Here is a 14450-nt window from a genome sequence, read left to right as displayed (position 1 = left end):
AGAAAACTGACCGCGAGCCGTCCGGCTGCTGCCTTGGAATCACGTTGCGTACTGGCCGGTCGGCTCGCGCCCTGCCGCTATTGAAAAACATCGAAGCAAGGTGGCGTTGGGCTAGCCGCTGGCGAGGTGTTCGTCAGACTGTCGAGGCGAACGGAGGCGATGAATGTGGACCTCTTCTAGAAAAACGTCCGCGGTTTCCAGGTAGAAGCCCAAGCTGCCTTCGCTGAAGGTTTGGTCGGCGAGCGAAAGGATAACTCGCCCGTTTACGGACAGTTCGATGTAACTGCCAAACGCGATCAGTTGGACTTCTGCGCTGTTCCGATCCTTGGAATACCAGAATCCCGATTGCAACGATTCGAACTGCATCATGTGTTCGCCACTTCCTTCTTCGCCTGTCCCCCAGGCTCGAAGCTGCGCGATCTCTTTCAGCAGATCCAATGACAGGTAATATCCGTCGCGAGTTTCAGGGTCTAGGCGGAACAGGAACCCGCACTTCCCAAACCCATCCATCTGCAAATGGGCTCGAAAGCGGAAATTGGGGAGGTCATACGGAAACGTGAAGCCCTGAAACTGGCTGTCACATTCCAGGTGAATCGACCGTCTCTTCGCCTGGCATTTAAGTTTTGTTGAACCATCAAAATCGATCAGTGGCGAGATGTTCTCTGGAGGCAGGTCTTCACCGACGTACCGTTCAATTCCCTCAAACGTTGCCGCGCGAAGCATGCCGTTATCCCGGCGGACTAAACGCTTGGGCGGCGGCATCAAATTCTCGGTCGTCCGGTCTTTGGAATTCATCGAATAGAAATTCCATAGCAACCAGCCGTTGTCGTCCCTGCACATCCGGCCCGCATAGTTCCCTTGAGCCAGCAGCACGTTGTCGTGATAGCTCTGCCAGCGTTCACCGATTTTCCTGGTGTGCCAGTAACGGATTTTGGCGTCTTCTCGGATGCTTCCGATCAGATAGTGATCGCCATCGATTCGAAACAGATTGGGAACTTCGACGTCGTCATACAACCGAGGGTGATGCAATGCGGGCAAGGCTTCAAACCGATTCGGCTCCGTCTCTTTCATCAAAGCAACACAACCACGACGGACAATCGGTCCTTGGTTCACACGCGCTGCGGCCAGCAACCAACCACTGGTCCCGTCATGGTAGTAATAGGGATCGCGGAAACTGACCCAGTGGCGTCCCTCTTCAAGCGAAGCTTCATAATTGGCTGGATCGGGTTCTAAGGGAAAACAGCTGGTCGCATCGAAATTTGCATGGCGCGCATCCGGGCTGGTGGACCGACTGTTTTGGACAGCATTTTTAACCAGGTCCGGGTCATTGGGACCACGATGGTCCTCCCAGTGCACGTCCGATTTTTCCCAGTGATATAAATCTTTGCTGACGGCCAACCCCAATCGCTGATAGTTACCTTGGTCGCGCCGCGATAGTCCGGTATAGAACATCCGCCACTCGCCAGGGCGATGCGGATTGGGACTGACATGCATCGTCCATAACATCAGGTCATCCCAGCTGCCCGGGTCCCCGATGAAGAGAGCGTTGTTGACGCGACGCCAATTCAACGCGTCGGTACTAACCGCATGTGCGATGAAATCATGATTCGGCAGAACCAAGTGGAACAGATGGTACAGCCCCTCATGGTAAAGGACGTCCACATCGCCAATCGTTTTTCGGCTTCCGAGGGTTTCTGAAAACATGAATTCCAAGATTTGAACAGGGCGATCTAGTTGCGGTTTCCGCACATTCTAGGGAACGACCTGTTCTTCGGGGCGTGGGCATCCGATTTTCAGCTGGACAGCGCAACGCTCTTTTCCGGATGGCTTGCCGCAGCGGGGGGGACCGCTTTTGCTAGTGCGCAATCCCCACCGTTGTTTTCGGGCACCGAGAGAAGCTAGGCAAAGCCTAAGGCCAGCACCAGATGCCTTGCCGCGAAAGCTGCGGTGTAGGCGAGGACGCTCATGTAGGCGAACTGGAAAAAGGCCCATTTCCAAGAACCTGTTTCCTTCATCGTGACCGCTTGCGTTGGTAAGCATTGCATCGCCAAGACGAAAAAGACCAACAGACTGATACTGGTGGCGGTGTCAAAGACAAGACTACCGTCGGGGCGTGTTGCTGTTTTTAGCCGGGTATGAAGCGTTTCGATTTCGTCACCCGGGTCGTCTCCCATGCCGTACATGATCGAAAGAGTCGAAACAACGACTTCGCGAGCCGCAAAGGATGCCATCACTCCTACGCTTGTTTTCCAGTCAAAACCAAGGGGCGCGAAGACTGGTTGGACCGCTTTGCCGATTCGCCCAAGCGCCGAGTGTTCTTGACCATACTGCATTTCCAGACGCTCAACCGCGTCCTCGTCCAAATCCGCAGCGACCACTTGATTGGCGGCCAGTTGTGTTTCAAAAGTTTCCTCAGACATTTTGGGGTAAGTCGACATCGCCCAAATAGCGATCGACAAAACCAAGATCACGGTGCCGGCATCTCGAATGAATGCCCAACCGCGGTCAAACGCATGTTGAAGCGCGTTCAGGAAGGATGGCATGCGATAAGGAGGCAGGTCCAGAATCAATGGTGCTGGCTTACCAGGCAAAATCGTCAATTTCATCAGCAACGCGACCGCAAAAGCGGCCACCATGCCAAGGAAATAGGCTCCGGCGAATAGAAGCCCCGCATAGAGTGCCTGGTTCGGAAACAGCATCGCGGCAATCATCGCGTAAACCGGCAACCGTGCCGAACAGGTCATCAGCGGGATGACCATAATCGAAACCAAGCGATCACGGCGATTTTCGATCACGCGGGTCGACATGATCGCGGGAATCGCACACGCGTGAGCTGTCAGCAATGGGACAAACGCCTGCCCGGGCAAACCGACGTGCCGCATCCAGCGGTCCACCACCACAACGGCTCGCGACAGGTAACCCGAATCTTCAAGTAGCGTCAGGACAAAAAACAGGATCATGATTTGCGGCAGGAAAATCACCACGCCGCCGACGCCTGCAATCAACCCATCGCTGATCAAGCTTTGGAAATCCCCCTCGGGAAGAATCGATCCGACCCAGCCGGCTGCCAATCCGAAAATCGAATCGAGCATTTCCATCGGGAATTGGGCCAGCCAAAAAATCAACGCAAAGAGTGTCAGCATGACCCCAAAAAAGGCCAGCGGGCCGACCATTGGATGGGTCGCCCAGCGATCAACGCGATCGGTCCACTCCGCCGATGCGATCATCTTTCTTGTGGACGTTTCCGCAGCGAGCGATGCAGCCCATTGATGACCTTGCGCATAAGGACAGGTTAAGCAGCTGGTGCATTCTGGAGCGGTGGACCCCTGTGCATCGGTGGTCGTCGCAGCGGTCAGCAGCGGCCCCAACTGGTCGATTCCGGCCCCCGTTCGCGCGGAAACCGAGACGACGGGGCATCCCAATTTGGATGCAAGGCCCGAATGGTCGATCTGAATCCCTTGCTTCTCGGCAACGTCTGCCAAATTGATGGCAACGACCGTCGGTTTCCCCAGTTCCAAGGCTTGCCGAGCCACGAATAGGCTGCGTTCTAAATTGGTGGCGTCAACGACAACCAATACGGCATCTGCGGGGGGGATATTGGCCCCGGCCTGTTCGCCTGTCAGGTATTCTCGAGAAACCGTTTCCTCTCGAGTTTTTCCATCCAAAGAGTAGATGCCCGGCAGGTCGACCAACCGCAGCGAAAGATTTTTGGTCGGATGGTACATCCCGACGCGACGTTCGATAGTGGTTCCCGCAAAATTCGACGTCTTCGCCAGCATGTGCGTCAGCCGATTAAACAGCGACGTCTTGCCCACATTGGGATTGCCGACCAAGACAACGGTTTTGATCGAACCCGGTTCGTTTTGCGTTGAGATCCGCGACGTTTCTTTCGGATCGACAATTGGGAGGCTCATGAATCGCTAACTGCCGAGACGTAAATGAAATCGGCGACCTCGCGAGCGAGGGCGACGCGAGCTCCCGCAACCTTCACAATGACGGGGTTGGATGCCTTGATCAATTGAAGGCATTGGCCCTCGAATAACCCCATTGTTCTCAACCGGTGTTCTTGATCCGCAGGAAGGCCAAACCCAACGATTTCCAAGCAATGCGAAGCGACCTTCGTGAGCGATTGAGGTCCGGTCTCGTCCGATACCACCGGGGAAACCTCAGGCTGAATCATGATCGACATGGCGTCTCAGAATTGGGAAAGAGATTCCGGGCGGGTAAATGAGAATCAATCTCATTAGATTCTTCAATTGTCCCTGATCCGGACGCCATTGTCAACGCTTAACCGACTCGGCGGCTCCGATCCTCTTGCCCCCTGTTCGTAACGGGGTTTGGCAAAGACAATTGGAATCTTCGTTCTTGCCGGCGATGCGCTCCGTTTCACGATTCCGCCTAGGCTGGGCACCCGACACAGACAGTTATGACGACTACTGAAATTACGGTCCGCGGGGCTCGCGAGCACAATCTTCGCGACGTCAGTTTAAGTTTGCCGCGAGGGAAGTTGATCTGTTTTACCGGGGTCTCTGGTAGCGGAAAGTCCTCCTTGGCGTTCGATACTTTGTATGCCGAGGGGCAGCGAAGGTACGTCGAATCGCTAAGCAACTATGCGCGGCAGTTCATGGGGCAGATGCCCAAACCGGATGTGGAATACATCAGCGGTCTGAGCCCCTCGATTTCGGTCAGCCAAAAATCGACCGGCAATAACCCCCGCAGTACGGTGGGGACCGTCACCGAGATCCACGATTTTCTACGCGTCTTGTTTGCTCGCGTCGGTACGCCTCATTGCCCTAATTGCGGGACGGTGATCGCCGCACAAACCCGCGACGCAATCCTGGGGCGAATCCTTGCACTGGACGAAGAGGCAACGCTGACCATCCTGGCTCCGGTGATCCGCAGCCAAAAGGGAGAGTTCCGCGACCTTTTCGAAGACCTTCGCAAACGGGGATTCGGCTGGGCACGTGTCGACGGGCAGATCGTCTCTCTGGCCAATCCGCCGGCTTTGGATCGCCAACGACGCCACTATGTTGAAGTGGTAACCGACCGAGTGCCGCCCGACCAACGGGAACGCGGACGTTTGGGCGATGCGGTCGATAGCGCCTTGAAACTAGGTGCAGGAAACCTGATCACGACCCTCTCGGAAGGGGGCGTGGACTTGGATGAAGTTGACGAAGTCGAGGTTCGGACGCCGGACGATCCCGTCGACGACGAAGAAATCGACGATGATTTTGATGAGGCAGAAGGAGTCCAAATCCCCAGCTCTGCTCGCGAGATTTTATACTCATCGCAGTACGCGTGCGGCCAGTGCGGGCAAAGCTTCCCAGCCCCTTCTCCGCAACTGTTCAGTTTCAATAGCCCGCAGGGGATGTGTGAAGGGTGCGACGGACTTGGGCACCTGTACACCTTTGTCCCCAAATTGCTGATCCCTGACGAAACATTGTCACTGCGCAATGGCGCGATCACGTTGCTGGGCACCTGGGCCGATTTGGGACGTTATCGCAAACACATCTACAATGGCGTTGCCAAGTGGATCGACCAAAAGCTGGAACTTCCCACGGGCACCTCGCTGAAAACGCCGTGGGAGAAACTCCCGCAGGCCGCACAGCACATTTGGCTGTGGGGCGCCGAAGAAACGATTGACTTTGTTTGGCGAGGCGGCCGCAAAGCGACCAAGTACCAGGGTAGCTTTGATGGACTGATTCCAGAAATGCTGGAACGCTACCGGACGTCCAACAACAAGATGCAGCTGCGGCAGTTAGAAAAATACATGAGCACGATGGACTGTCCAGAGTGCCATGGGAAGCGATTGAACCCGCAGGCGTTGGCGGTTCGGTTAACGACAGCCGACGAAAACTTCGAACATCCTGAACTCTCTCTGGCCGAGGTATCCAACCTTCCGATCGATCAGCTGCAGCAGTTCTTCTCGCATGTCGATCTTGATCCCACCCAACAGTGGATCGCCGAGGAAGCCCTCAAAGAAATCCGTACGCGAATCGGTTTCTTGCTAGGCGTCGGACTGGATTATTTGACTCTGGCCCGAACGGCGCCCACCCTTTCCGGCGGCGAATCACAACGTATTCGTTTGGCGGCACAAATCGGCAGCGGATTGGTCGGCGTCCTTTATATCTTGGACGAACCATCGATCGGTTTGCATCCGCGTGACAATGATCGTTTGATCGAAACGTTACTGCATCTGCGAGACACAGGAAATACGTTAATCGTCGTCGAACATGACGAAGATACGATGCGAGCGGCCGACTTGATCGTCGACTTTGGCCCCGGACCCGGCGTCCGTGGTGGACAGATCGTGGCGGTTGGGGATTGCGATGAATTGGCTTCCAAGCCGAAGAGCATCACCGGCAAGTATTTGTCGGGCGAAGAGAAGATCGAAATCCCGTCAAAACTACGCGAACCGGATGAGCGTTTACTCACCATTCGTGGAGCGACGCACAACAATCTAAAGAACATTGATGTCACCATCCCCTTGGGAACACTCTGCTGTGTCACCGGGGTTTCCGGTAGCGGTAAAAGCTCGCTGATCGGCGATATCTTGGAACCGGCGCTGCGCCGCGACCTAAACGGAGCCGAATCGGAACCGGGGGCCCACGAATCGATCGAGGGCCTCGAACACCTGGACAAAACGATCGCGATCGATCAAACCCCGATCGGGCGAACCCCGCGCAGCAACCCCGCAACCTACGTCAAGGTTTTTGACGAAATCAGAAACCTGTTTGCCAACCTGCCAGAATCCAAGGCACGCGGTTACACCGCCAGCCGATTCAGTTTTAATGTCGAAGGCGGACGCTGCAGCGCGTGCTCAGGGAACGGAGCCAACAAGTTAGAAATGGACTTTATGGCAGACGTTTGGGTTTCCTGTGCTGTCTGCAGTGGACATCGCTACAACCGAGAAACGTTGGCCGTCCAGTTTAAGAAGCATTCGATTGCAGATGTGTTGGAACTGGATATCGCGCAAGCGCTTAAGCTGTTCAGCAACATCCCCAAGATCGCCACAAAATTGCAAACGCTTGTGGATGTCGGCCTGGAATATCTGAAACTGGGACAGCCATCGCCCACGCTTTCCGGCGGCGAAGCCCAGCGTATCAAACTGTCGCGGGAATTAAGCAAACGATCGACCGGTCGGACGCTGTACGTCCTGGACGAACCGACCACTGGATTGCACTTTGCCGACATTCGATTGTTGCTAAATGTCCTTCATGGTTTGACCGACCTTGGCAATACGGTCCTGATTGTTGAACATAACCAGGATGTGATTAAAACGGCGGACTGGGTAATCGACCTGGGCCCCGAAGGAGGCATCGGTGGTGGGCATCTGTTGATCGAGGGGCCTCCAGCGGTCGTCGCGTCCCATCCCGACAGCCATACCGGTCGAGCCTTAGCAAAGGTCATGGGAATCGAACGGGAAGATTTGAAAAATCCGCAGCAGCGTTCGGTCGAAAAGGAAACAGGGCCGACGCCCGCAAACGCGATCACCGTACTCAATGCGGAACAGCACAATCTAAAGTCGGTCAGTGCCAGCATTCCACGGGATGCGATGAGCGTTTTCTGTGGGCCTAGCGGTAGTGGTAAATCGTCGTTGGCAATGCATACCATTTATGCCGAGGGCCAACGAAGGTATGTGGAATCCCTCTCCGCCTATGCTCGGCAGTTTATTGGCCAGGTCCAGAAACCACAGGTCGAACGAATCGAGGGATTGTCACCAGCGGTTGCCCTGGAGCAAAAGAACCTAGGGCATTCGCCGCGCAGTACCGTGGGAACGGTCACCGAAATCTACGATTACTTCCGGATCTTGATGGCTCGAGCCGGAACAATGTATTGCCCAACCTGTCAGATTCCCGTCGGAACGCAGACGTCCGACCAGATCGTTGACAAGGTAATGAAGTTGCCCGAGGGGACTCGGGCGTTGCTGCTTGCTCCGATCCAACGATCGCCGCAGCAAGACCCGAAGGAAATGTGGGATGAACTGAAGCAGAACGGGTACGCTCGCGTTCGCGTCGACGGAAAAACCTATCCCATCGATGAAGCGCCGCCGCTGGACATTCGCGTGAATCATCGCCTGCAGGTGGTGGTCGACCGAATCGTGATCCGCGAAGAAGAGCAAAGCCGGATTGCTGACAGTATCGAACTGGGGCTCAGTCTGGGCGTGGGCGTCATCCAGATCGCACTCGCTGACGACCAACGCGACGAAACCCAATGGACCGAGGTTCGGCATAGCCAACACTTAGCCTGCGAACAATGTGGCCGTTCGTTTACCCCACTGACACCCCATCACTTTTCATTCAATTCGGCTGTCGGATGGTGTTCGCAGTGTGATGGACTGGGGACACAGACCGGGACGAATCCGCTGGCGTTGCTGTCGGATCCGAAGGCGACCTTAGCAGAAGGGGCTGCCCTGCTCTGGCCTAACCTGAACCATGCGGTCGCTCGCTGGATGCTGTTGGCGCTATCCAGAATGACGGGAATCCCCGTCGATGTTCCTGTCGACGAATTGCCGGTACTCGATCGTCGTGTTCTTTATCATGGTTGTGGAAGTCGCTGGATTGAAGTCCGCCAACGTGACATCGAACTCGATCGTGAACGCGCCGCACAACAGACAAAGAAGGGCAAAAAGGCAAAACAAACGGCTTCCCAGTTGGCATCCAGCCAAGCCGAAGCGGATGCAGACCGACAACTGGAATCAGACGATTCGCCTGTCTTGTTCCGATTCCAGTTCAAAGGGTTCTATCCCGCACTGGAAGAGGCGGCCCGGCTTTCGACCAAGTTGCGGATGCGTCTGGACCAATACGTCGACGAAATTGATTGCTCGGCCTGCCAAGGGACGCGAGTTCAAGAGGTTGCGGCTTCCGCTAGGTATGGCGGACTGACGATCGGTGACTACGTCCGTATGCCCCTGTCACGGCTTTCCGAGACGGTTGGCAAATGGAAACTGGATCGTCGGCAAAAGAAGATCGCTGGGGAATTGATCCGTGAAATCAAACAACGCACCCAGTTCCTCCTTGATGTTGGACTGGACTACCTGACCATCGGCCGTGGGGCGGCAACGCTGTCCGGAGGCGAAGCTCAGCGAATTCGGCTTGCTTCGCAACTGGGAAGCGGGTTGTGTGGCGTGTTGTATGTTCTTGATGAACCAACGATCGGCCTGCATCCGCGTGACAACCAACGTCTGCTAGGAGCGATGCACCGCTTAAGAGACCTTGGCAACACGCTGCTGGTCGTTGAACACGATCACGACGTGATCGCAGGAAGCGACCATCTGTTCGATTTTGGCCCGGGCGCCGGACGCTATGGTGGCCAAATCGTCGCCCATGGTCCGCCGAACGCTGTCGAACCGATCGAAGATTCGGTGACGGCTCCGTATATCAATGGCACCCGTTCGATTCCGTATCCCAAGAATCGACGGCCTGTGGTGGCTGCAAAAGAGAAGACCGGCTCCGGTTCGGCCGACCCGAATTGGCTGACGATTTACGGGGCGAGCGAAAACAACCTCAAAAATGTCACCCTATCGATTCCTTTGGGTGTCTTTGTCGCGATCACCGGCCCTTCGGGAAGCGGTAAGAGTTCGCTGATTGACGACATCCTCTATCCCGCTCTCGCTCGTTTGCTGCATCGTGCTCGCCTGAAACCTGGCCGCCATGAACGTATCGAAGGGCTTCGCAATCTAGACAAAGTGATTCGCGTTGACCAATCGCCGTTAGGAAATACGCCGTCAAGCAATCCGGCAACTTACACCGGACTCTTCGAATTGATTCGCAACGAGTTCGCTGCATTACCAGCCTCGGTCGAACGAAAATTTACCGCTCGGCAGTTCAGTTTTAATGTTCCTGCGGGACGCTGCGAAGTCTGCGAGGGAGCTGGGCAACGTAAAATCGAAATGCATTTCCTCCCCGATGTCTGGGTCGAATGCGAAGAGTGCCATGGAAAGCGTTACACCGACGATGTTCTGGCCGTCGAGTACAACGGGCACAACATTTCAGATGTCCTGAACCTTTCCTGCCGCGAAGCACTGCGAGTCTTTGAAGGACACGACCGGATCACACGCATTCTGCAAACGATCTGTGACGTCGGCCTTGATTATGTCACGCTGGGGCAGTCCGCTCCGACCCTTTCCGGTGGTGAAGCCCAACGCGTCAAACTGGCCTCTGAATTGGCTCGTCCCGACACCGGGCGAACGATCTACTTGCTTGATGAACCGACGACCGGTTTGCACTTCGACGATATTATCAAACTGCTGGCCGTGATTCAGCGTTTGGTCGAAGCGGGCAATACGGTACTGGTTATTGAACACAACCTAGACATCATTAAGTGCGCCGATTGGATCGTCGATATCGGCCCCGAAGCTGGAGCCGAAGGCGGGCGAGTCGTAGTGGCCGGGGCACCAGAGCATATCTGCGAATACGCAGATAAAGCAAAGAACGCTCGGGGTAGAGCTCGAGCCAAGACTCCACGCAGCTATACGGGTGAATTTCTGCAAGCGGCTTTAGATCACTCGAACGCCGAGAAAATTTCCTTCGATTCCCCCGCACCCACTAGTGGTGAGCATTCCCTGGAATCGATTCTCGCAGATACGATGCCCGGTACCGACAACGGTGCGGGCGATACCGATCCCGCAGCACATGTCAAAGACGACAACGCCAGCGACACGCAACCCCGTGGGATGTTGCCTTGGCAGGTCTTAGGACGAAACTGGCACACGCTGGCCAAAGGGTTTCCCGAAGATGAGCATCCTGCGTGGCCGTTGGAAATGGTCGATGGTATCTTCGATTTAATGGAATCAATCGCCGGAGAAGATGCCCTAACGTTCGAACAGCCCGATCGGGTGTCGGTTCGCTATCCAGGGGCCAACGATTTGTGGGCCGTGCTGGAAACCAAAGCACCCGACGCCCTGAAACTGACGATTGATGGACCTGGTAAAGCGGTCGATCACGGGCGTTTACAGGGACTGGATGTCCATGAAACGGCGATTTCCGAACGGAATGGCACGACCAGCGTCACGATCCATCTGACGGATTTCGACCAATTGCGAAGCGGGAAATTGAGAACCTTTTTACAGCGTCACCTGAATAGCTCCCTCGCATAAAATACGAACAGACGGTTGTCCCAATCGGTTATCGTTGAATAGGCGTCGCAGGCCTGCGACGCCCATTACAATTGAGCGTTTGCGTGGTTTGTCGTACAGAACGATACGGTTTCGCTGTGGACGCCTCGTCCAGAATCAACGACAATTTCTACCGATTGACTGGTGATTGCAGTCTTTTTGTGGCTTCTGAATTTCCTTGAATCCGAGGGTCTGAGATGCGTTTGCTTGTGTTAACCGTTCTTTTCGCTTTGCTGGCCAACACAGGTTTGACCGTTTCCGCGGAAGACCGAGCATTGGTCGGGCAATCGGTTCCCGAATTTCAGTTAGATAATTGCTATGGGAAATCGATCGCCTGGAAAGACTTTGAAGACAAACGCTTGGTCGCGGTGGTTTTCCTTGGGACCGAATGTCCGCTGGCCAAACTTTACGGGCCGCGGTTGAACGATATCCAAGAACGGTTTTCCGACAAAGGCGTTCAGGTGATTGGGATCAATTCGAATTCCCAGGACAGCCTTACCGAAATTGCCGCATACGTTCATCGACATCACATCTCGTTTCCGATGTTGAAGGACCCGGGAAGCCGCGTCGCCGACCAGTTTCGCGCCGAGCGAACCCCCGAGGTTTTTCTGTTGGATTCGGAACGAAAGATCCGCTATCACGGCCGCATCGATGACCAATATGGTGTTGGTTACTCTCGAGAACGAGAGGCTTCGCCGGAGCTGGTAAACGCAATCGAAGATCTACTCGCAGGGAAACCGATTGCCGTTCCTAACACGGAAGCGGTGGGGTGCCATATCGGACGGCTGAAGACGCTTGAACCGCATGGTGATGTGACCTACACCAAGCACATTGCTCCGATCATGAACGCCCATTGCGTTAGCTGCCATCGCGAGGGAGAGATTGCTCCCTTCACGCTCTCAAGCTACGACGATCTTATCGGGTGGGAGGAAACCATTCTGGAGGTCCTCGACGACAAGCGAATGCCTCCATGGTCCGCCAACCCAGCACATGGCTCGTTTTCCAATGATCCCAGTCTCTCGCCGGAGGATCGTCAATTGCTGGAAACCTGGGTGGACAACGGGATGCCAGAAGGTGACGCAAAAGACCTCCCGCCGACGCCCAACTGGACGCCCGGTTGGCAAATCCCCGAGCCCGACCAAATCGTCAAAATGGACAAGGTCCCCTTTGACGTCCCGGCCGAAGGAATTGTCGACTATCAACGATTCATCGTGGACCCCGGTTGGAAGGAAGACAAATACATTACGGCGGCCGAGGCACGCCCCGATTGTCGCACCGTGGTCCATCACATTTTGGTTTACGTCATTCCCGAAGGAGCGACCCGGCAGGACCTGCGTCAGATCGTTGCTGGTTATGCCCCGGGGACTCCGCCAATCGAGCTTACCGACGGGATTGCGATCCGCGTCGCGGCGAACAGTCGGCTGTTGTTTGAAATGCACTACACGCCCAACGGATCGGCGCAGAAAGACCTCAGTTATGCTGGGTTTTGTTTTACTGAAAAGGAAAATGTGCGGCGTGTTTTAACCGGACAATTGGCGATCAATACCCGTTTCAAAATTCCCCCCGGCGACGCCAACCATGTCGTTCTTGCCAATTACATTTCGCGGCAGGATGAACAATTGGTCAGCATGACCCCACACATGCACGTGCGAGGCAAATCGTTTCGCTACGAAGCCCAATTTCCGGACGGGCGGAAACAGGTTCTGCTGGACGTTCCGAACTATGATTTCAACTGGCAACTAAAATATTTCTTAAAAGAACCCCTGACTCTCCCCGCCGGGACACGTATTCTGTGTACAGCCGTCTTCGATAACAGCGAAGCGAATTTAACCAATCCTGATCCCAACAAAGAGGTTCGGTGGGGGGATCAGAGCTTTGAAGAGATGATGATTGGTTTTATGGATACGATCCCTCTAAAGAACAATTTATAATGCGTCCCTTTCTTTTCGCAGCGTGCTGGGCATCCTTCGTCTTTTTGAATGTTGCCCTCCTCCCCGTCGGTGCGGAAGATTGGACACGTTTCCGTGGCCCGAATGCGACCGGGATGCTGTCAGTCGATACCGAACTGCCAGTGGAATGGAGCGAAACCAAAAACGTCCGCTGGTCGGCCGACATCCCTGGTATCGGCTGGGGAAGTCCCGTGATTGTTGGCGACCGCGTTTTTGTTTCAACAGTCGTCGCGGATGAACAAGGGACCGAACCGCAAAAGGGTTTGTACCTTGGGCAAGGTGTCCGCGAACCTGCGCCCGGCATTCATCATTGGCAGGTTCACTGCTTTAGCCTGTCCACCGGTGAATCGCTTTGGCAGCACGAACCGAAAACGGGACGCCCCAATGTACCGCGACATCCGAAGAGCTCTTATGCGGCGGAAACGCCGACGTCCGATGGCGAACGGTTGTATGTGCTTTTCGGCGATGTCGGTTTGTATTGTTACAGCCTGACGGGAGAACTGCTGTGGAGCCATCCGATCGCTGCAAAGAAAACGAATTTGGATTACGGCGCCGCCTCCTCGCCAGTCGTTCATGACGGTCAAGTCATCGTTGTTTACGACAATCTAGAAGAATCGTGGATCGCGTCGTTTGATGCAAAAACGGGAACTCCGATTTGGAAAACCAAACGTGACGAAACTCATTCTTGGGCAACGCCTCTGGTCTGGGAAAATGAACTTCGCACTGAGATCGTCGTTGCCGGACGGGAAATGAACCGAAGCTACTCGCTGACCGGAGAACTGTTGTGGGAATTCGACGGAGACATGTCCGTCCTGGTGATCCCCTCCCCTTTTGCTGTCGATGGTCTCTGCTATTTGGCGTCTGGATACGTTGGCGACGCACACCGTCCGACTTTTGCGATGAAGCCTGGTGCGAGCGGAGAATTGAAAATTGGCGATGGGTTTGAAAACAGCGAGTACATCCAGTGGTACCAACCGCGGGCATCACCTTATAACACATCGCAGCTTGTCTACCGCGGCCGTCTGTACACGCTGTACGACCAAGGCTTTCTGACCTGCCATGACGCCAAAACCGGAGAAGAAATCTACGGGAAACGGCGATTCTCACCAGGAGGGTCGTTTACGGCGTCTCCGTGGGCAGCAAACGGTTTGATTTACTGCTTGAGTGAAGATGGACTGACGTACGTCATTACTGCGGGGGACGAATTCGCATTGAAAAACACGAATCCGCTAAATGAATTGTCGATCGCTTCGCCGAGTATTTCGGGCGACGCTTTGTTGATCCGAACCAAATCCAAACTCTATTGCATCGCGGATCAGGACCAGCAGGCGGCTGAGTGATCGATAAAGTTACCAGTAGCTGTAATGGTAATTCTTCCGGGGCTA

6 protein-coding genes are annotated in these 14450 nt (G+C 54.9%); 3 read left to right on the top strand and 3 right to left on the bottom strand.

Translation table 11 applies throughout. From position 1 onward, the window contains the following. Positions 1 to 111: 111 nt before the first annotated feature. From FF011L_RS13355 to FF011L_RS13345, 3 genes are all read right to left on the bottom strand, one after another. Positions 112 to 1704: a glycoside hydrolase family protein gene (locus tag FF011L_RS13355; protein ID WP_145352129.1), complete on the bottom strand. Its 1593-nt coding sequence runs from the start codon at positions 1702 to 1704 to the stop codon at positions 112 to 114. A 194-nt stretch (positions 1705 to 1898) separates the two neighbouring features. Beyond that, positions 1899 to 3914, bottom strand: coding sequence for a ferrous iron transporter B (gene feoB, locus FF011L_RS13350; RefSeq protein ID WP_145352128.1), 2016 nt, complete (start codon positions 3912 to 3914; stop codon positions 1899 to 1901). Continuing rightward, positions 3911 to 4189: a FeoA family protein gene (locus FF011L_RS13345; RefSeq protein ID WP_145352127.1), complete on the bottom strand. Its 279-nt coding sequence runs from the start codon at positions 4187 to 4189 to the stop codon at positions 3911 to 3913. Before FF011L_RS13345 ends, feoB begins: the two co-directional genes overlap by 4 nt. 237 nt (positions 4190 to 4426) lie before the next feature. On the opposite strand from FF011L_RS13345, the gene uvrA reads away from it, so the two are divergent. The 3 genes from uvrA to FF011L_RS13330 all read left to right on the top strand — a co-directional run bounded on the left by uvrA (position 4427) and on the right by FF011L_RS13330 (position 14405). Continuing rightward, positions 4427 to 11098, top strand: coding sequence for an excinuclease ABC subunit UvrA (gene uvrA / locus FF011L_RS13340; protein WP_145352126.1), 6672 nt, complete (start codon positions 4427 to 4429; stop codon positions 11096 to 11098). Between the two features lie 215 nt (positions 11099 to 11313). Then, positions 11314 to 13047 (top strand): redoxin domain-containing protein, encoded by a 1734-nt coding sequence (locus FF011L_RS13335; protein WP_145352125.1) that lies wholly within the window; start codon positions 11314 to 11316, stop codon positions 13045 to 13047. Then, a complete protein-coding gene (locus FF011L_RS13330) occupies positions 13047 to 14405 on the top strand; it encodes an outer membrane protein assembly factor BamB family protein (protein WP_145352124.1) in 1359 nt (452 codons plus the stop codon). The genes FF011L_RS13335 and FF011L_RS13330 overlap by 1 nt, the downstream gene beginning before the upstream one ends. Positions 14406 to 14450 lie beyond the last annotated feature (45 nt).

The organism is Roseimaritima multifibrata, from assembly GCF_007741495.1.
Classification (GTDB): Bacteria; Planctomycetota; Planctomycetia; order Pirellulales; family Pirellulaceae; genus Roseimaritima; species Roseimaritima multifibrata.
Note: the sequence above shows the minus strand (reverse complement) of the source record. Positions and strands in the feature narration are given on the sequence as shown.

Excerpts from the sequence above, each read along its gene's own strand:
- FF011L_RS13355 (WP_145352129.1), bottom strand. The coding sequence starts at position 1,704 with ATGTTTTCAGAAACCCTCGGAAGCCGAAAAACGATTGGCGATGTGGAC.
- feoB (WP_145352128.1), bottom strand. The coding sequence starts at position 3,914 with ATGAGCCTCCCAATTGTCGATCCGAAAGAAACGTCGCGGATCTCAACG.
- FF011L_RS13345 (WP_145352127.1), bottom strand. The coding sequence starts at position 4,189 with ATGTCGATCATGATTCAGCCTGAGGTTTCCCCGGTGGTATCGGACGAG.
- uvrA (WP_145352126.1), top strand. The coding sequence starts at position 4,427 with ATGACGACTACTGAAATTACGGTCCGCGGGGCTCGCGAGCACAATCTT.
- FF011L_RS13335 (WP_145352125.1), top strand. The coding sequence starts at position 11,314 with ATGCGTTTGCTTGTGTTAACCGTTCTTTTCGCTTTGCTGGCCAACACA.
- FF011L_RS13330 (WP_145352124.1), top strand. The coding sequence starts at position 13,047 with ATGCGTCCCTTTCTTTTCGCAGCGTGCTGGGCATCCTTCGTCTTTTTG.